General features: G+C 69.6%; 14 protein-coding genes. 8 read left to right on the top strand and 6 right to left on the bottom strand.

All coding sequences use genetic code 11. The annotated features are described in order from the left end of the window. The first annotated feature begins 500 nt into the window (after positions 1–500). The 4 genes from ACIQV3_RS28110 to ACIQV3_RS28125 all read left to right on the top strand — a co-directional run bounded on the left by ACIQV3_RS28110 (position 501) and on the right by ACIQV3_RS28125 (position 5,552). Entirely contained in the window at positions 501–1,760 is a 1,260-nt protein-coding gene (locus tag ACIQV3_RS28110; protein ID WP_403716588.1) for an arginine deiminase, read from the top strand. A 130-nt stretch (positions 1,761–1,890) separates the two neighbouring features. Further along, positions 1,891–2,547 (top strand): MarC family protein, encoded by a 657-nt coding sequence (locus ACIQV3_RS28115; protein ID WP_403716589.1) that lies wholly within the window; start codon positions 1,891–1,893, stop codon positions 2,545–2,547. A 499-nt stretch (positions 2,548–3,046) separates the two neighbouring features. Next, a complete protein-coding gene (locus tag ACIQV3_RS28120; protein WP_403716591.1) occupies positions 3,047–5,032 on the top strand; it encodes an FUSC family protein in 1,986 nt (661 codons plus the stop codon). 91 nt (positions 5,033–5,123) lie between these two features. Beyond that, positions 5,124–5,552: a universal stress protein gene (locus ACIQV3_RS28125; RefSeq protein WP_403716594.1), complete on the top strand. Its 429-nt coding sequence runs from the start codon at positions 5,124–5,126 to the stop codon at positions 5,550–5,552. A 164-nt stretch (positions 5,553–5,716) separates the two neighbouring features. On the opposite strand, the gene ACIQV3_RS28130 is transcribed toward ACIQV3_RS28125, so the two are convergent. Next, entirely contained in the window at positions 5,717–6,463 is a 747-nt protein-coding gene (locus ACIQV3_RS28130; protein ID WP_403716596.1) for a GNAT family N-acetyltransferase, read from the bottom strand. Positions 6,464–7,180: 717 nt separating this feature from the next. Here ACIQV3_RS28130 and ACIQV3_RS28135 point away from each other — a divergent pair. After that, on the top strand, positions 7,181–8,602 hold the full coding sequence (locus ACIQV3_RS28135; protein WP_403716597.1) for an ATP-binding protein: 1,422 nt from the start codon (positions 7,181–7,183) through the stop codon (positions 8,600–8,602). A 329-nt stretch (positions 8,603–8,931) separates the two neighbouring features. Here the strand turns inward: ACIQV3_RS28135 and ACIQV3_RS28140 are convergent, their stop codons facing one another. Continuing rightward, positions 8,932–9,456 (bottom strand): HIT family protein, encoded by a 525-nt coding sequence (locus ACIQV3_RS28140; protein WP_403716906.1) that lies wholly within the window; start codon positions 9,454–9,456, stop codon positions 8,932–8,934. Positions 9,457–10,141: 685 nt separating this feature from the next. On the opposite strand from ACIQV3_RS28140, the gene ACIQV3_RS28145 reads away from it, so the two are divergent. Continuing rightward, a complete protein-coding gene (locus tag ACIQV3_RS28145) occupies positions 10,142–11,650 on the top strand; it encodes an ice-binding family protein (RefSeq protein WP_403716599.1) in 1,509 nt (502 codons plus the stop codon). A 245-nt stretch (positions 11,651–11,895) separates the two neighbouring features. Here the strand turns inward: ACIQV3_RS28145 and ACIQV3_RS28150 are convergent, their stop codons facing one another. After that, a complete protein-coding gene (locus ACIQV3_RS28150; protein ID WP_403716601.1) occupies positions 11,896–12,837 on the bottom strand; it encodes a helix-turn-helix domain-containing protein in 942 nt (313 codons plus the stop codon). A 367-nt stretch (positions 12,838–13,204) separates the two neighbouring features. Here ACIQV3_RS28150 and ACIQV3_RS28155 point away from each other — a divergent pair, with 367 nt between their 5' ends. Beyond that, a complete protein-coding gene (locus ACIQV3_RS28155) occupies positions 13,205–13,573 on the top strand; it encodes an NlpC/P60 family protein (RefSeq protein ID WP_403716603.1) in 369 nt (122 codons plus the stop codon). A gap of 269 nt (positions 13,574–13,842) precedes the next feature. On the opposite strand, the gene ACIQV3_RS28160 is transcribed toward ACIQV3_RS28155, so the two are convergent. The 3 genes from ACIQV3_RS28160 to ACIQV3_RS28170 all read right to left on the bottom strand — a co-directional run bounded on the left by ACIQV3_RS28160 (position 13,843) and on the right by ACIQV3_RS28170 (position 15,378). Beyond that, a complete protein-coding gene (locus ACIQV3_RS28160) occupies positions 13,843–14,031 on the bottom strand; it encodes a DUF6381 family protein (RefSeq protein ID WP_403716605.1) in 189 nt (62 codons plus the stop codon). 144 nt (positions 14,032–14,175) lie between these two features. Continuing rightward, a complete protein-coding gene (locus ACIQV3_RS28165) occupies positions 14,176–14,316 on the bottom strand; it encodes a hypothetical protein (RefSeq protein WP_403716919.1) in 141 nt (46 codons plus the stop codon). Positions 14,317–14,658: 342 nt separating this feature from the next. After that, positions 14,659–15,378 carry a DUF4232 domain-containing protein gene (locus ACIQV3_RS28170; protein ID WP_403716607.1) on the bottom strand — a complete coding sequence of 240 codons (720 nt, stop codon included), beginning with the start codon at positions 15,376–15,378 and terminating at the stop codon, positions 14,659–14,661. A 347-nt stretch (positions 15,379–15,725) separates the two neighbouring features. Between ACIQV3_RS28170 and ACIQV3_RS28175 the strand changes: the two genes are divergently transcribed. Beyond that, complete coding sequence (locus ACIQV3_RS28175; protein ID WP_403716609.1) at positions 15,726–17,243, top strand: helix-turn-helix domain-containing protein; 1,518 nt, start codon at positions 15,726–15,728, stop codon at positions 17,241–17,243. Positions 17,244–17,561: the final 318 nt, after the last annotated feature.

Consider the following 17,561-nt stretch of genomic DNA (forward strand, 5'->3'; position numbering starts at 1 on the left):
GCTCGCCCCTCGTCCGATCGGCTTTCCGGGGTCCTACCGGCAGCAGGCCGGCTACGGGCTCGTCGCAGCGTGCTGACCGTGGGACCGGCGGGGGCGGATCGCTTGCGGGTCAGGATCGGGAAATGCATGCCGGTCGTCCCTTCGAGCGGGTACGAGTTGCGCGCCGCCTGGTCCCGGCGATGCGAGGCCCGGTAGCCGGGGCGCCCAGTCGCACGACGCGACACCGCGTAGACGTTTCCATGCCAGCCGTTCACCGTGCCGCAGACATGCCGGACACGCGTCGAAGCCCGGCTCGCATACGGCTCCGGGGGAGGCCTCTGCCTGCAGGAGTGCACCTTGGGAGCAATGAAATGTTGCTATAAGCCCCGAATGCGCACGACACGGACTTGCTGTACTTATGGTTCGGATTGGTGATGCGTGCAGCACCTCCTGTCACCAGCACCCCGTAGGAGCGCCGTCTTGCTGGCGCGAGTCCACCAATTCGACGTGAGGGACTGTTCATGAAAGACGCTGCTGCTCCCGCCAAGGTCCTCGGTGTGCATTCCGAGGTCGGCCGCCTCCACAAGGTCCTGGTCTGCGCGCCCGGTCTCGCCCACCGCCGGCTCACCCCAACCAACAGCGACGACCTGCTGTTCGACGACGTGATGTGGGTGGAGAACGCCCAGCGCGACCACGCGGACTTCGTCAACAAGCTCACCCAGCGCGGCGTCGAGGTCGTGGAACTGCACGACCTTCTCGCCCAGACCATGAACGTCCCCGGCGCGAAGGACTGGCTCCTCGAGCGGAAGATCATCGCAAACGAGGTGGGCCTCGGCCTCGTCGACCCCACCCGGGCCTTCCTCGAAACGCTCGAACCCCGGCAGCTGGCGGAGTACCTGATCGGTGGGCTGGCCACCAACGACCTCCCCGACGACTTCCGCTCCGGCTACGTGGACCTCGCCAGGGAGTCCACCGGCGTCCGCGAGTACTTGATGCCGCCGCTGCCCAACACCCTCTACACCCGTGACACCACCTGCTGGCTCTACGGCGGCGTCACCCTCAACCCCCTGTACTGGCCAGCGCGCCACGACGAGACGCTCCTGATGAAGGCGATCTACACCTTCCACCCCGACTTCAAGGACGCCACCGTCTGGTGGGGAGACCCGGAGCAGAACTGGGGCCAGGCCACCTTCGAAGGCGGCGACATCATGCCCGTCGGCAACGGCGTCGTCCTCATGGGCATGAGCGAACGCACCTCACGCCAGGCCATCACCCAGGTCGCAGCCTCGCTCTTCGCACAGGGCGCGGCCGAGCACGTCATCGTCGCCGGCATGCCCAAGCTCCGCGCCGCCATGCACCTCGACACCGTCTTCACCTTCGCCGACCGCGACATCGTCACCCTCTACCCGAACATCATGGACGCGGTCCACACCTTCTCGCTTCGCCCCAGCGACAAGGCGCCCGGCGTCGACGTCACGGACGAGGGAACCCGCTCGTTCACCGATGTCGTGGCCAAGGCCCTCGGCCTCCCCAAGCTGCGGGTGATCGAGACTGGCGGGGACGTCTACGCCTCGGAGCGCCAGCAGTGGGACAGCGGCAACAACGCCGTCGCCCTCGAACCGGGCGTCGTCTTCACCTACGACCGCAACACCCAGACCAACACCCTTCTGCGCAAGGCCGGCGTCGAGGTCATCACCATCGTCGGCGCCGAACTCGGCCGCGGACGCGGCGGCGGCCACTGCATGACCTGCCCCCTCATCCGCGAACCCGTCACCTTCTGAACCCTCCTCAGTCCCGCGGCAAGCCCCGTTCGGGGACAGATCCGCGCCGGGCGGTCGTCAGCTTCGACCCCATGCTCACGACCGCCCCTTCTGCTTCCTCGTCGTGCTTCACCCGCTTCCCGGAGGAATCGTGTCGGCGCTGCATCTCGACGACGCCCTGCTGCTGTTCCTGGCCCTGTTCGCCCTCTACAGCCCCATCGCGGCACTCGCCTCCTACCTCCCCTACGTCGAGGGCTACACGAGAGCCGAACAGCGCAAGCTGGCCTGGACTCTGTTCGTCAACACCAGCGTCCTCATGCTGGCCGCGCTGTGGGTGGGCGAACCGCTCCTCGAACTCCTCGGCATCAGCACCGCCGCCCTGTCCGCGACCGGAGGCATCGCACTGCTGCTGGCCGCAGTTCCGATGATGACTGGCAAGACCGCAACGGCCGTCGAACCCTCCGCAGTCAAGGTGGAACAGGCCGGGCGGCCACCATGGAAGTCGATCGCCTTCACGCCCCTGACCTTCCCGCTCACCTTCGGCGGCACCACCTTCGGCTTCTTCGTCGCCTACCGCGCCGAAGCACCCGGCTACACCGCCGCCCTCGGCCTGACCATCGCCGGCTTCGCATACGCCGCCCTCACCGGCATCACTCTCGCCCTCGCCGGACGGCTCACCCACCGCATCAGCCCCTCCACCACCGCCATGCTCGAAAAGGTCGCCGGCATCCTCCTCACCGCCATCGCCGTAACCCTGATCGCCAGCGGCGGCACCCGCATGGTCGTCGACGTCCTCAACAGCCTGTAGAGACAAGCCCCCCCAGCGAAGCGGACCTGTCAAACGAACGGCTCTATCTCACATTCGGTCGTAACGGGCGGCACCGCACCCCGGCCAATGAGCTCGATCTGGAGACCGGTCCGCTCTCGACGACCTGCAGCCGAAGACGCCCATGAGGGTGGTGCAGGCGGAGGCGACGAGGCTCGGCCGGCGCGATGACCACCAGAGCCCACCATCGGCGGGGATCGCGCTCCGGATCCATGGCCCGGACGGGGGCGGGGACGGGGCCGGCGAAAGCGCCACTGGAAATGCTCATGAATCCCATATCAACATGAATACGCCCATATCCCCCCAGCCAATGGTCCTGAAGTTAGGGCACCCTTACCCGTTGGAACGCGCGGTCCGGTGCGGTCTCCTTGAGGTACCGGCTCCCCTGCCGGCCGCCCCTGCCGACCAGCGACTCCTGCCGCTTCCGCGGCGAGCGGCCATGATCGGAGGAGCACGCTCCGACCTTGCGAAATGGGGTTCGATGTCCCGGATCCGGTCCGTCGCCGTCGCCACCGGCGCGTCCCCGCCCTCCTGGCTGGTCCGCGCCGTACGCCCCCGTCCCGCACAGGCGCCGCCCTGGCCCGCGATGATCCGCTCGGTCATCGCCCTGACCGCACCCGTCGCCGTCGCCGTGGCCACCGGGAACTACGGGGTGTGGGTGATGATCTCGGTGGGCGCCATCGCCGCAGTGCTCTCCGACACCGCCGACGCCTACCACCTGCGCTTCCTCAACATCGCGGTCCCCCAGTTCGCCTCCGCCGTCGGCTGGCTGGTGGGCGCCTCCGTCCAGGGACACGGCTGGGTCGTGGTCGCCGTGATGGTCGGGGTGGCGTTCGTCTCGGGGTTCGTCAGCTCGATCGGGCCGGTCTCCTCCCTGACCGGGCTGCTGTTCCTGCTGATGGCGGTGATCGGCGCGGGCATGCCCGTTCCCGGGCCCTGGTTCCAGCCCCCGCTGCTGCTGATGGCGGGCGGCCTGCTGGTCTGCGCGCTCTCCCTGCTCGGCTGGCCGCTGCGCCGCCACACCCCGCAGCGCACGGCCGTCGCCGCCGTCTACCACTCGGTCGCCGACGCGCTGGACGCGGCCGGCACCGAACGCTGGAGTGCTGCGATGGCCACCGTCGCGAAGTCCGTGAACAGCGCCTACGACCTGCTCCTGCTGCGGCGCGCCCGCCACCCCGGCCGCGACCCGCACTCCCGCCGCCTCCTCGCCCGGCTCAACGCGGCGACCCCACTGCTCGAAGCCCTCCCCGCCGCACACGGGGCCGCGCAGCCCCGTACCCCCCAGGCCGGCACCGCCGTACGCACCCTGGCCCGCGCCATCGCCGAGGACCGGCCCGCGCCGTGGCCCCGCCTGTCCTCCGGCACCCCCGAGGACGACGCCCTGCACGCGGCCCTCCAGCACGCGACCGGTGTGCACGCCGGAACGGCCGAAGCCCACCAGCCCGCCGCCGGCGCGGCGGGTTGGGTAACCCGGCTGCGCAGCGGCGCCCGCACACTGTTCGGCGGCGGTGCGGGGCTCCAGTACGGGCTGCGCCTCGCCCTGTGCATCGGGCTCGCCGAAGCCCTCGTCACCCTCGTCGACCTGCCCCGCTCCTACTGGGTCGCCCTCACCGTCACCTTCGTCCTCAAGCCGGACAACGGCTCGGTCTTCACCCGCGCACTGCTGCGCGCAGCCGGCACCCTCGGCGGCGTCCTCCTGGCCGGAGCCGTCCTGGAGCTCGTCCCGCGCGGCGGCTGGGAACTCCCCGTCATCGCGCTGGCCGCCCTCGCCCTGCCCCTGGCCTCCGCCCGCAGCTACGCCTTCCAGACCGCCTCCATCACCGTGCTCATCGTGCTGTTCTCGGACATGCTCGGCCACCAGGGAGCCTCCCTGGTCGGAGCGCGCGTCATCGACACCCTCGTCGCCGTCGCCATCGTCCTCACCGCCGGCTACCTCCTGTGGCCCGGCGCCCGCCGACCCCGTACCGGCGCCCGCCTCGCACGCTCCCTGCGCGACACCGCCGCCTACGCCAGCCTCCTCGACCCCCGCGACAAGGCCGCCGCGGCCGACCGCTCCGCCGCCCGCCGACGCGCCTACCGCAGCCTCTCGGAAGTCCGCACCGCCTTCCAACAGGCCCTGACCGAACCACCGCCCGTCAGCACCCGCGCCACCGCCTGGCAGCCGCTCCTGCTCTGCCAGGAACGCATCCTCGAATCACTCACCGCCACCGCCACCCGCCTCGACCACGGCGCGACGCCGCCCCCGCCCGCCGACAGCACCACCGTCGCCGAAGCACTTCGGACGCTCGCCGACACCATCGCCGCCCCCGAGAGCGCCCGCACTGCCACCCTCCGCACCCCGGCCGCCTTGCTCACGCTCCCCGACGACAGCCCCCTCGCGGGCACCGCCGCCGAAATCCACACCGCCTTCACCGTCACCGAAGGACCCGACCGCGTCGGCCGGGCCTCCGACGTCCCGCGCGGGTAGCGAGCCGGGAAGCGGCCCTGCCCCACCAGAAATTCAGTATCGATTACCTATAGTCACCAACTAAGCAGACATAACCATAGGAGGCAGACATATGGGCAGGATCGTGGTGGGCGTCGACGGGTCCACACCCTCGTTGAAGGCACTGGCCTGGGCCCAGCGCCAGGCCGAACTCTCCGGCGCCGAACTGGAGACCGTCACCAGCTGGGACTTCCACGCCTGGGCCGCGACGGTACCCGGCGCCATCGTCCCGGGCTTCAACCCGGAAGAGCTGGCACAACAGATCCAGGACGAAGCCATCGACAAGGCGCTCGACCCGGACGCGGCCAAGAAGGTGACCCGCACCGTCATCCTCGGCAGCCCCGCCCAAGTCCTCCTGGAACAGGCCAAGGGCGCCGACCTCCTCGTCGTCGGCGACCGCGGCCACACCGGACTCGTCGCCACCCTCCTCGGCTCCGTATCCCTCCACGTCACCCAGCACGCCCCCTGCCCCGTCACCGTCGTCCGCGGCACCACCCCCTAACCCGGCCGGGCGCCGCCGGCCTGAACGCGGCTGTTGGCACGAGCCGACGTTGCAGATCACGAGAGTGAGGGCGGTGGCCGCGCTGACGACGATCAGGGTCCGGGCCGCGGGTGGCCCGGACTGCGCTCCGGTTACGGCCTGCGCCACGGCGGCAGGCCCGTACGTCACGGTTGAGCGGTGGCGGCGGCCGCGCGCAGTTCGGCCAGCGAGCGGCGCTGGACTGCCTGGTCGTCGAAGTTGTCGGGTGAGAGCCAGACCTCGAAACCGTGCTTGACCGTAGGCCATTCGGTGTCGGTGACCGAGTACCAGGCGGTGTCGCGGTTGCGGCCCTTGTAGACGACCGCCTGCCGGAAGATCCCCTCGAAGGTGAAGCCCAGGCGCTCCGCCGTCGTGCGCGATGGCGCGTTGAGGCTGTCGCACTTCCACTCGTAGCGCCGGTAACCGAGGTCCTCGAAGACGTACCGCATGGCGAGGAACTGGGCCTCGGTCGAGATCGGACGGCGCTTCATCGCCGGGGAGAACATCACGTTGCCGACCTCGACGACCCCGTGGTCCGGATCCTGCCGCATCAGCGAGAGGGTGCCGGTCGCCGTGCCGCCGGCGAGGTTGATCACCGCGTAGTGGCGCGGGTCGGTGGAGGCCGCCGCCGCCTCGGCGTAACGCCGGTAGTCGTCCAGGGACTCGAACGGGCTGGCGAACATGTACGTCCAGTCCCGCTGGTCGGACCCGCTGCCGTAGGCCGCGTGGAGCTCGGCGGCGTGCCGGTACGCGTCCAGCGGTTCGAGCCGGCAGTGGTCGCCCTTGAGCGTGACCCCGGCGGGCAGGGGCCGGGGGGACCAGCCGGGCACGGGCTCACCGACGGGCTGGCCGTACTCGTTGCGGCGAACGGACACCGTTCCTGCCGGGTTCACGTGTGTCATCTGGTGGGCCTGCGAAGTGCGTCCATCCAAGAAATGTCCGCCATGGCAGCCCCGCCCGCACTCCGGCACGCACATCCGGCATGCCCCGTCGCGCCAGGAGGGGGAGAGGGACCAGGTCGGTACGGCTGAATGAACGCACGATGCGCGAGCGGGCGAGACGACGTCCGGTCGAGCGCTTGCGGGAGCAAGTCAGTGTGGCAACGCCTACCCGTGACGGCTCCCCAGAGACGCTCTGGGCAGCTCACCTCGACTGCGGGGCACCACCGTGTGGGGCCATGCCCCAACCGTGCCCTTTAGGACGGTCAACAGCGGTCAGAACCAGATCCTAGAGGGGCACCCGAAAGTCCTCTCCGAGGCATGTTTTCGCAGGTCAGGAGCCTTTAGTCGCGTTCCGCACCATAGATTCCCAAGCTTATAGCGCGGGTTCGATTCCCGTCATCCGCTCTTGCAAGAAGGCCCAGGTCAGCGACCTGGGCCTTCTTCGTTGTCTAGACCTCTCCGGCCCTGCCGTGCCCTCCGCGTGCCATAAGTGGCGGATCATCGCGGCGAGTTCGGGCCACACGGGCGGTCACCCCTGCGCCCACAACTCAAGCGATCAATTTCCCGGCTTCCGGCGACACGGGGCATCAGGCGGGCGAAGCATCCCACAGAGTACTGCCAGGCTCGATACTATCGCTGCCGATAGTATCTTCGACGGGAGCGTATGACGTGCATCGATTCATCGGGCGCGAGCGGGAGCTACAGGTTTTGGGTTCGGCCTTCGAGAAGGTCCGCGAGGGGGGCGGTTCCCAGAAGCCCGGCGAGTGCGTCCTGCTCCGCGGGCGCCGTCGGGTCGGCAAGTCGAGCCTGGTCGAGGAGTTCCTCCAGCGGGCCGAGGCCCCCTACCTGTTCTTCACCGCGGCGGGGGGATCGGCGGAGGACGAGCTGACGGAGCTGCTCGACGCCGTCGCCTCCTCCACCCTGCCGGAGCGGTCACTGTTCGCGGAGGAGGCTCCGACCCAATGGAACGCGGCGTTCCGGCTGCTCGCGGAGATCTTGCCCGACGACACCCCGAGCGTGGTCGTCATCGACGAAGTCCCGTACCTGATGGACCGGATCGACGCCTTCGAAGGCATGTTGCAGCGAGCATGGGACCGGCTGCTCAGCCGCAAGCCGGTACTGCTGCTGCTGGTCGGCTCCGATCTGTCGATGATGGAGGCGCTGAACAGCTACGACCGGCCCTTCCACCAGCGCGGGCGCGAAATGGTCCTGGGGCCGCTCAATCCCGCCGACATCGGCGACATGCTCGGCCTGGAACCCGCTGCCTCGTTCGATGCGGCACTGGTGACCGGCGGCCTCCCTCTCATCTGCGCCGAGTGGCCGCAGGGGGCCTCGCTGTGGGAGTTCCTCCGGGCCTCGCTCGACAACCCCATCTCCGCGCTCCTGGTCTCCGCCGAACGATCACTGGCCGCCGAGTTCCCTCCCCAGGCGATGAGCCGGGAAGTGCTGCGCGCCATCGGCAGCGGCGAGCGCACGTTCACCAACATCGCGCGGGCGGCCGGCGGAATCGCCCACACGACCCTCACCCGGGCCACGGAAGTCCTGACGCAAAAGCGCGTGGTCGCGGCCGAACTACCCGTTTCCCTCCGCCCGTCCAAGGAGCGCCGCTACCGGGTGGCCGACCCGTACCTGCGGTTCTGGCTGGCGTTCCTCGACCCGCACATGGCAGAGATCGAACGCATGCGCGGCGACCTGACCCTGAGCCGGATCAAAGAACAGTGGACGAGCTGGCGGGGCCGGGCCGTCGAGCCGCTCGTCCGCGAATCCCTTGCCCGCCTCCTGCCAGACGGCGACCTGCCCGCCGCCCCTGCCATCGGCGGATACTGGACTCGCAGCAACGACGTCGAGATCGACCTGGTCGGCGCCGACCGCCAGCCGGTGGCCAAACAGCTGCTCTTCCTCGGATCGGTCAAATGGCTGGAGAACACGGCCTTCGACAGCCACGATCTCGCCGCACTGCACAAACACCGGGCAGCCCTCACCGATGGCCCCGTGCCTCTGATCGCCGTTTCCCGCAGCGGCGTCAACTGCGCCGGACTCCAGGCAACATACGGACCGGAAGAGCTACTCACCGCATGGCACGGAAACTGAGGCGCGTGCCACTACGTGCCAGTCAGGGCGGTAAGCAGCGGTCAACAGAGGTGCGGTCCAGCCCCCGAAACGAGCCTCAAGTTGGACGTTTGCACAGGTCAGACCGCATTCCAGGCTCAAGTGCCGGGTGATTCCCAAGCTTATAGCGCGGGTTCGATTCCCGTCATCCGCTCTTCGACGAAGCCCCAGGTCAGCGACCTGGGGCTTCGTCGTTGTCTAGACCTCTCACCTTTGCAAGGCCTCGCGCGCCTGAACTCTCGCAAGCCTCCCGGCCGGAAGCCCCTTCCCGCGCCACACTGGGTGGGCAGTTGGCCATTCCTGAACGGCGGTTACCCCTCCGTGGCGATCCCCCGGGCGATGAGCGCCTCGCGCAGGCGCGCGGCGGTCTCGGCCGCCCGGTCCGGCGACGGCGACAGGACACCGTTCTCCGTCATCAGAGCGTGGAACTGCTGCTTCGAGTACGGGACGCCGGCCGGCAGGGGGGCCACGTGCCAGTGCAGATGCGCATTGCCCTGCTGGCTGCCGAGCGAGTAGAGGTACGTCCGCTCCGGCTCGCAGACAGCCTCGACGGCAAGGGCTACCTCCCGGACGAAAAGCATGAGCCGGGTGTAAGCCTCCTTGCCCAGGTCGCGCACGGCATGCTCGACGTGCGCCTTCGGTGCAACGAGAACCTTGCCCGGCACAGTGGGCCACCTGTCCAGGAACGCTACGTGATCGGCATCCTCGAATACCGTCTCGTGCGAGTAGCCCGGGGTCCCGGCGAGGAAGGCACAGACGAAGCACGGACCGCTCCGTGTGCGCTCCACGTACGCCGCAAGATCCATCGGCCGTCGGTCCATCGGCCGTCGGTCCATCGACACCACTGCCCCTCTCCGTAGGGTGCGCCAGTCTCCCGCGGCCCCGCCGACTTCAGGTGACGCTGAGGCTGTGATCACGAATAGCGAGCCCGGCAGGGATTCGCCTTCCACGTGACCTTGCCCTTCTCGCGACATCCTCAACGAAGACCGGAGCCGGCGGTGACGGCCGCCTCGCGCCCAAGGGGCCGCAGCGCATCGCCAGTTGGCGTTCACGGAGCGCCTTTCGGTGAATCGCCGGGCGCATGGCCGAAGCGATGGATTCGCATGTGAGTGCGAGACATTTCCGACATACTGACGTTCCGTCACCCATGTAGACCTATTTTTCCGATATACGGGGTATTGCTCTGCAATATGCGTGAGTAATGCCGGGTAACGGCGTATTACTACCTCTGGCAGGGAGTCGCTCGCCCCGCCCAGGGTGAGCCTGCACGAGGGATCGCAGGTGGGGGGCCTCCGCCCTGTCCAGTGACCGTCACGGGCGCCCGAGGTTCTCCTTCGGGAGGACTGAGGATCGAAGCAACAGAAAGGTCCTGCTATGGCCTTGGATGCCATTCGGTCGGATCCACCCGACAGAAAGCCTCAACAAAGACTGCTCAAACGGGGAGCCATCTTCCTGCTTCCCACCGCGCTCTTTGCGGCGGCCACTCTGGTTCCGCAATACGCTCACGCCGCGGAAGCCCCCGTGGGACTGGGGACCGCCACCAACTACGCGGTTCTGGCCGGTTCGACGGTCACCAACACAAACACCCCCACCATCATCAACGGCGACCTGGGCCTCTATCCGGGCACATCGGTGACCGGCTTTCCGCCCGGCATCGTCAACGGAGTGCAGCGCATCGCCCCCAACGCCGCCGCGCTTCAGGCGAAGAACGACCTCGTCACCGCCTACAACGACGCGGCAGGCCGGGGACCGGGGAACGTGCTCGCTTCGGCCGAGATCGGCGGACTCACGCTGGCGCCCGGCGTCTACACCGCCCCGTCGACCGTGGGCATCACCGGGACGGTCACTCTCGACGGCCAGAACGACCCCGCCTCCGTCTTCATCTTCCGGATCCCCTCGACCCTGATCACGGCTCCGGCGAGTGTCGTGGCCTTCATCAACGGCGCACATGCCTGCAACGTGTTCTGGCAGGTGGGCAGCTCCGCCACCATCGACACGACCTCCCAGTTCAAGGGCAACATCCTGGCCCTGGAGTCCATCTCGGTGAACACCGGCGCCGTGATCGAAGGCCGGGCCCTCGCGCGCAATGGCGCGGTCACGCTGGACAACAACACCATTACGAGGGCGGCTTGCGCCGTTGGCCCGCCTGGACCTCCCGGCCCGACCGGCCCTCCCGGCCCGACGGGTTCGCCCGGCCCGACGGGTTCGCCCGGCCCTGACGGCGCACCCGGCCCTGACGGCTCGCCCGGACCTGACGGCTCGCCCGGCGCCCCCGGGTCCCCCGGCGCACCCGGCCCGACCGGCTCGCCCGGACCTGACGGCAGCCCCGGCCCGATCGGCAGTCCCGGCCCTGACGGCTCGCCCGGTACCCCCGGATCCCCCGGCGCCCCCGGCCCTGACGGCAGCCCCGGCCCGACCGGCGCTCCCGGCCCTGACGGCTCGCCCGGTGCCCCTGGCCCGACCGGCTCGCCCGGACCCGCCGGCAGCCCCGGACCCGTCGGCGCAACCGGACCCGCCGGACCCGCGGGACCCGCAGGACCTGCCGGACCTGCCGGACCTGCCGGACCTGCCGGACCTGCCGGACCCGCCGGACCCGCCGGACCCAAGGGGCCGCGCGGGGACAAGGGCGAAAAGGGTGACCACGGCGGGCACGGCCATGGGCACCACGACCACGACCACGACCACGACGAGGGTGGACCCGGCCACGGTCACGACGACGAGGACGACGGCGAGCACGGCCACGGTCACGGCGACCACGGCAAGCCCTCACGGGCTGCCTCCCTGCCGGGCAACCTCGACGATGTTCTGGGCCCCCTGGGCGCCGGCCACACGGCCAAGAGCGTCAACTTCGCCCACGTGAGCGCCGCCACCCGCCAGCAGCCGGAGGCAGCGTCGCCCGTACTCGCCGCGAACCACGCAAGCAGCGGGCCCGGCATCCTGGCCGCCTCCGCAGCCGCGCTCGCAATCATCGGAGGCTCGGTCCTCTTCACCATGAAGAGGGTCCGACGTACGGCGACTCGACAGGACTAGCCCATCGCGGACGTGACCGCCTCCCGCCCCTGAGCCATCGGGGGCCGGGGCCGGAGCCCGGTCAACCACATGGGACGCCCTTGTCAGCCGTTCGCCCGCCGAGCCCCTGGACTCGTCGTCCAGGGGCTCGGCGGGGCTCGGCGGGCTCGAGGGACCCAGAGCCGACGCCCCCGAACAGCCCGTGCTGGGGCATGAGTTGGTGGTTCGAAATCGACCGGCGGCCGGAGCCGCTGACGGACTCGCCGTCAGGACATCGAAGGACAGGGCGCCTGCACGCGCTGAACTCCCTGCCCTGACCGGTGGAGGTCAGGGAAGAATTCCGTACCGTCGTACGTCTTGACGACTTCGTCGATGAAATGGCGCGTACGGTCCGGGCCCAGCGCCTGGGCCTGCAAGTGCGCATACATATCACTGTAGAGCCGCACGTCGGATCGTTTCTCCAGATAGAGGTCACTGGTGAACCTTTCGAGATACACCACGCTCACATCTGTGGCGTCGGCAAATTCGAGCAGCGCGAACTGTCCCGAGACACCCGGGTGCGCACCCACATCGTGAGGGAGAACCTGCAGGGTGATGTGCGGCAGGGCGCTGAGGTGGATCAGATGGTCCAGCTGTTCGCGCATGACCTCGCGGCCGCCCACGACGCGCCGCAGCGCCGATTCATCCAGTACGGCCCATAAGCGCAGCAGGTTGTGCGGGGCACTCAGCCGGCTCTGGCGCCGCAGCCGCACCTGGAGGCGAGTGGCGGCCTGTTCGGCAGTGGCGTGAGGGATCGTTCCTGCGATGACCGCCTGGGCGTAGGCGGGAGTCTGCAGCAGGCCGGGGATCACCATGGGCTCGTAGAAACGGATCGCGGCCGCCGCGGCCTCCAGGCCGATGTAGGCGCCGTACGGGATGTCGCCGTACGAGTTCCACCAGCCCTGCTGACCCGATTCCCTGGCCAGTTGCATCAGGTGGTCAACACGCCGCTGGTCCTGGACTCCGTATAGCCCGCAGAGGTCGCGCACGTCGCGCGGCTTGATGAGGCGGTGGCCGTTCTCCAGCAGGCTGATCTTGGGCTGGGAGATCAGCAGGCGTTCCGCCACCTGCTGCGTCGTCATTCCGCTGATCTCCCGAAGCCTGCGCAGCTCCGACCCCAGTCGGCGTCTGCTGACGGTGGGATTCACAGTGACGCCCACGGGACGCATACCTCCGCTCCAAAAGAACCTTGCGCTGGCGAACAGATTGTCACGGCAGGGGCTACCGGATCCGCCTTGGTTCCGTGTCGTTCACGGTGATTCGCGCCGGATGAAGAAGGGCCGGAACTCGGATGACCCTCACCCAGCTTGACATTTTTCCTGTTGAAATTAACAGGAATTCGCATATTGTCTCGAAGCGACTCGTATAATCGAAAATCTCGCCGACTGGACCGCTTTTCGATGCAGGTTTCTGCGTAATATGCCAGAGACAGAGAGCCTGCCTGTGTGATCGCGACGCCCTCATAGGAGTTGACACCTCGAGACGCTGAATGTCTCGGGCTAGCCGCTACGGCGCACAATGCCGGCCTGGATCCCGATGACACTCGCCGTGACGATCACCCTCTTGCCCTTCCCGGCCACTGGCCCACTGGCGTCAGCCGCTGCCCATGCCGACGCGGGCGGCGCGCCGAACGACATCAGGACGGTGGCCGCGGCCATCTCCAAGCAGGGCGCCCTGTATGCGTACGGCGCGATGGGACCCAAGCGCTTCGACTGCTCCGGCCTGACGCTCCACGCCTTCCGGCAAGCCGGCAAACGGCTGCCTCGTACGCAGTCATCGTGGAACTGTCCGCTACGGGCGCGCTACCTGATCTCGCAGGCGTCGGCGACCCCGCTTCGGCCTTGCCCTCATCACGATCGCCGTTACAGTCCTGTCCCTGATGCCGGAGGTTCGCCACAGGCATAGCCTGATAGGTGGGTCATTGCACTCTCACGTGCGGCGGCCCGGAAGGGCGGCCCCGGCGGGTGAATGTGCCGGGGCCGTTGTGTCACCGTCGCCACGTCACAGGGAGCGAGGCGCGATGCATCCAGCCGGCCACCACCCGCGCCGGATTGCCCACCCCCGTGCCGGAGGGGGTGTTCTCCGTAGGGCGATCTCACAAAACACCGGCCGGTGTCTCCCTCGCGCGCAGAGGATCGCGCGGGCAGCCACGGGCCGGTAGATGTGCTGGGCGGTCACATGGGGTCGATGCCCTCGCTGCCCCGCTCGCTCTCCTTCTTGCTCTGCTCCTCGACCCGGCGGGCCTTCTCCTTCAGACGCTGACGCTCCGCCGGGTCGGTGGCACGCTCCGCGGCCTGCTCGATCTTCTTGACCTGGTCACGCATCTGCTGGGCACGGCTGCCGGACTCGCCTGCAACGCTCATGATCACTCCTGAAATCTGGGGAGAGCGGGACGCCACCAGCCAAACAACACCCCCACACCCGCGCATCCCGAACGGTCACCCACCGCTATCCCCCCAGCACAGGCCAGGTGTAGAAGGTCACCCGGTCGCCGGAGCGCACCCTTCTCAGCGGAGTCGGCGGCGTCCGGAGCGCCGCCCGTGCATGCCCAGGTACACCAGGGCCGCCACGAAGACCAGGATGCCGATGACCAGCAGAGAGAGCATGCCTTCGGCGGCAGCGCCGATGATGCCCAGCACCATCGCCACGATGACCAGGATCAGCGGCGGGCGAGCTGCCGCTCGCCACCCGCACCGGGCCGGTATGTGAGGCCGTAGTGCTGGAAGATGGCCGGCTCGTCCGTGCTGGTGTCCACGTAGATGGCCTCCAGCGCGCCAATCCTGTGCCCGCCCACGTCGACCACGTCGTGGGTACGCCACTCGCCGCCAGTCCCACCGGTTCTGTGAGTCTGCTCCGATGGGACTCTCGCCAGACGAACAACCCGGGTGAGGCAGCCCTGTACGCAAGAGGGGGTTCCTCGCGCAGGACAGTTGAGCCCGCCCGGTGACGCACCCCGTGGGACGGCCGGGGCCGCGGCCCCGGAACTCCGTTCAGAAGGCGCTCAGCGCGTCGCGGGTGTTGGTGCGGTACAGGCCGACCTTGGGGTTGGCGACGCTGCCCGGCTTGGCCAGCCGGAGGCTGACGCCGTCCGCGTTCGGCATGTGCTCCTTGTCGGCCAGGACGTTGACCTCGTCGGCCACGGGGCCGTTGCCACCCGACGGGTTGAGGTTGACGGCCGCGTACGCGGTGGCGCCGGGGTGCAGCGGGTACGCCGGGGCGCCGCCCAGACCACCGGGGGCGGTGGCCTGGAGACCGAGCGCGGCACCCTTGGCGCTGAAGCCGACGGTGGGGAAGTAGTCCAGACCGCAGGAGGTGGAACCGTTGTTGGTCACGGTGATGACGCGGACGGTGGCCGGAGTGCCCGTCGGGGAAGTGACCTTGACGGTCAGGTTCCGCGCCGAGCAGGGGTGGGTGTAGGCGTAGGAGTCACCGGTGGTGTCTCCCTTGTTCTTGCCGCCCGAGCCGGCCTTCGCCGGGGTGGCGGTGGCCGTGCCGGTTCCGGTGACCTTGCCGGCGGACGGGGCGGCGGAGGCGCCCTCCCCGGACGGTGTCACGGTCCCGGTCGAGACCGGCTTGTCCGCGCTCTTGGCCGGGGCGGGGTTCGCGGTCGTCCCGCCGGGGCTGTCCGAGCCGCCGCAGGCGGTCAGGGCCAGAGCAAGACCGGCGGTGGCGGTGGCCAGGGCGGTGTTGCGAAGTCGGTAGGTGCGCATGGGGAACTCTCCGTGTCGGTGGGGTCGTCAGACGGAGGCTTCCGCTTTCCGCCTGACGAGACGTTGGGTGGGGCTGCTGTTCCGGTCGGCTGCTGCCGCAGGCGGCCGAGGGCGGTCGGTGGGGCGGGTGGGACCCTCCCGTTGCGACTGCCGTATCCGACCGCCGATCCGATGGGCGGACCGACGGGCTGATGACGCAACTGTGGGGCCGGTTTTGTTCCAGTGGCGTCTGGGCCGGGATAGTAGGAACCCTGTAACGCTCCCGACCCCTCTCACCTGGGCGATCGGGTGAGCCTGGAACGTGCTTCCGGGATGAAACGTGCTTCCGGGATGAGGGGGAGGGTGGAATGGCCACGGAGACGGAGCGGTTCGCGGAGCTGATGCGCGGGTTCAAGGAGCGCTCGGGGCGCAGCTACGGCACGCTCGCGAAGCGTCTGCACTCCAGCAACTCGACGCTGCACCGCTATTGCAGCGGCGCGGCGGTGCCCACGGAGTACGCCCCGGTGGAGCGGTTCGCCCGAGTCTGCGGTGCCTCGGCCGACGAACTGGTCGCGCTGCACCGGCAGTGGCTGCTGGCGCTGGTGGAGCGGCGGCGGGGGGTGACGGAGGGGCAGGCCTCGGGGTCGGGGGCGGCGAACTCCGTGGCGCCGCGGGGCGGTGACGCCGCGCCGGAGGTGCCGCCTGCATCGGCGGTGGCGGTGGCTGGGGAGGCTTCGGAGGTCCGGCCGCAGGCGGAGGCCGACCCCGTACCGGCCCCGGCGCCCGCGGCCGGGTCCGCCCCGGCGCCCGGACCTGCCGCTGCGGAGGCATCCGCCCCTGCGCCCACCCCCGGTCCCGCGCCAGCACCGGCGGAGGCCCCCGCCCCTGCGCCGGCAACGGAGGCACCCGCACATGCCCCCGCCGCTCTTATCGAGCCGGGCCGCGCCCGGGCCTCCGTACCGGGGGCCCGGCGTCGCCGTCGGCTGCTGCTCGCCGTTGCGGCCGCCGTGGCCACCGCCGCGGTGGCGGGGACCGCCGCCGCCGTTTCCGCCATGGGAGACAAGGGTCACGGGGACACGCGCCGCGGCGCCGCCCAGCCGTCCTCGCGCGAGCGGGCGGCAGCGGGCCCGGCCTTGCCGTCCGGCGGGTCGTCGTCACCCACGCCCACAGCCGATTCCGCACCCCCGTCCAGCCCCGGCCCGTCGTCCCCCTCGGCAACGTCCGCGTCCACCTCGTCGGCCACCGCCAGGGAGGGGGCCTCTCCCACCGCCCCGTTCACGGTCAACGTCCTGCCCGACAACTGGGACAGCCCCTGCGACCAGTGGTTCGCCCTGGACAAGGCACCCGGCACGGTCCCCCCGCCCCCCGCCGGGCAGGCGACCGAAGGGTGGGCCCGGGCCCTGGACGCCGTCCCGGCGGGGCACCTGCGCATGCAGCTGACCGTCCAGGGCACCGAGGGCAAGGCCACGGTCCTGCACGCGCTGTACGTCCATGTCGTGAGCGGCCGCAAGGCTCCCGGCTGGAACGCGTACACCATGGGCTCCGGTTGCGGCGGCACGCTGGCGCCGGCGTCCTTCGCCGTGAACCTGGACGACGCCTCCCCGAGGGCCAGGCCCGTACCCGGCAAGGAGGGCGAGCGGCCGACGCCCTCGACCGACTTCCCGTACAAGGTCTCCGCCACCGACCCCCAGGTGCTGAACGTCGATGCCGCCACACTCGGTCAGGACGTCAGCTGGTACCTGGAGCTGGCCTGGAGCAGTGGCGACCGCAAGGGCACCACCCGCATCGACGACCACGGCCGCCCGTTCCGCACGGTCGCCCAGAACGCCGGCCACAGCTACTGGTACAACGAGAACAACAACGCCTGGCTGCCGTACACGGAATGAAAGACCCGTTGCACCCGGTCCGGCGCATGGCACGTCGGACCGATTCGATCTTGCCTTGGTGCGCCACCGTGAAGGGCGTGCCCCAACCGTGCCCTGAGGGACGGTCAACAGCGGACACATGCGGGACCGGAGGGGCTCCCCCAGAGGACCCACCAGCGCTTGTTTACGCAGGTCAGGTCCGGTGTGGGTCTGACCTGCGCAGTAGATTCCCAAGCTGATAGCGCGGGTTCGATTCTCGTCATCCGCTCCGCTCTTGCAGGAAGGCCCAGGTCAGCGACCTGGGCCTTCCTCGTTGTCTGGATCTCTCCCGGCCCGTGT

It is taken from the genome of Streptomyces sp. NPDC099050, assembly GCF_044759865.1.
Lineage (GTDB): Bacteria > Actinomycetota > Actinomycetes > Streptomycetales > Streptomycetaceae > Streptomyces.

Excerpts from the sequence above, each read along its gene's own strand:
- ACIQV3_RS28175 (WP_403716609.1), top strand. The coding sequence starts at position 15,726 with ATGGCCACGGAGACGGAGCGGTTCGCGGAGCTGATGCGCGGGTTCAAG.
- ACIQV3_RS28140 (WP_403716906.1), bottom strand. The coding sequence starts at position 9,456 with ATGGACCGACGGCCGATGGACCGACGGCCGATGGATCTTGCGGCGTAC.
- ACIQV3_RS28160 (WP_403716605.1), bottom strand. The coding sequence starts at position 14,031 with ATGAGCGTTGCAGGCGAGTCCGGCAGCCGTGCCCAGCAGATGCGTGAC.
- ACIQV3_RS28170 (WP_403716607.1), bottom strand. The coding sequence starts at position 15,378 with ATGCGCACCTACCGACTTCGCAACACCGCCCTGGCCACCGCCACCGCC.
- ACIQV3_RS28150 (WP_403716601.1), bottom strand. The coding sequence starts at position 12,837 with ATGCGTCCCGTGGGCGTCACTGTGAATCCCACCGTCAGCAGACGCCGA.
- ACIQV3_RS28110 (WP_403716588.1), top strand. The coding sequence starts at position 501 with ATGAAAGACGCTGCTGCTCCCGCCAAGGTCCTCGGTGTGCATTCCGAG.
- ACIQV3_RS28155 (WP_403716603.1), top strand. The coding sequence starts at position 13,205 with ATGACACTCGCCGTGACGATCACCCTCTTGCCCTTCCCGGCCACTGGC.
- ACIQV3_RS28125 (WP_403716594.1), top strand. The coding sequence starts at position 5,124 with ATGGGCAGGATCGTGGTGGGCGTCGACGGGTCCACACCCTCGTTGAAG.
- ACIQV3_RS28120 (WP_403716591.1), top strand. The coding sequence starts at position 3,047 with ATGTCCCGGATCCGGTCCGTCGCCGTCGCCACCGGCGCGTCCCCGCCC.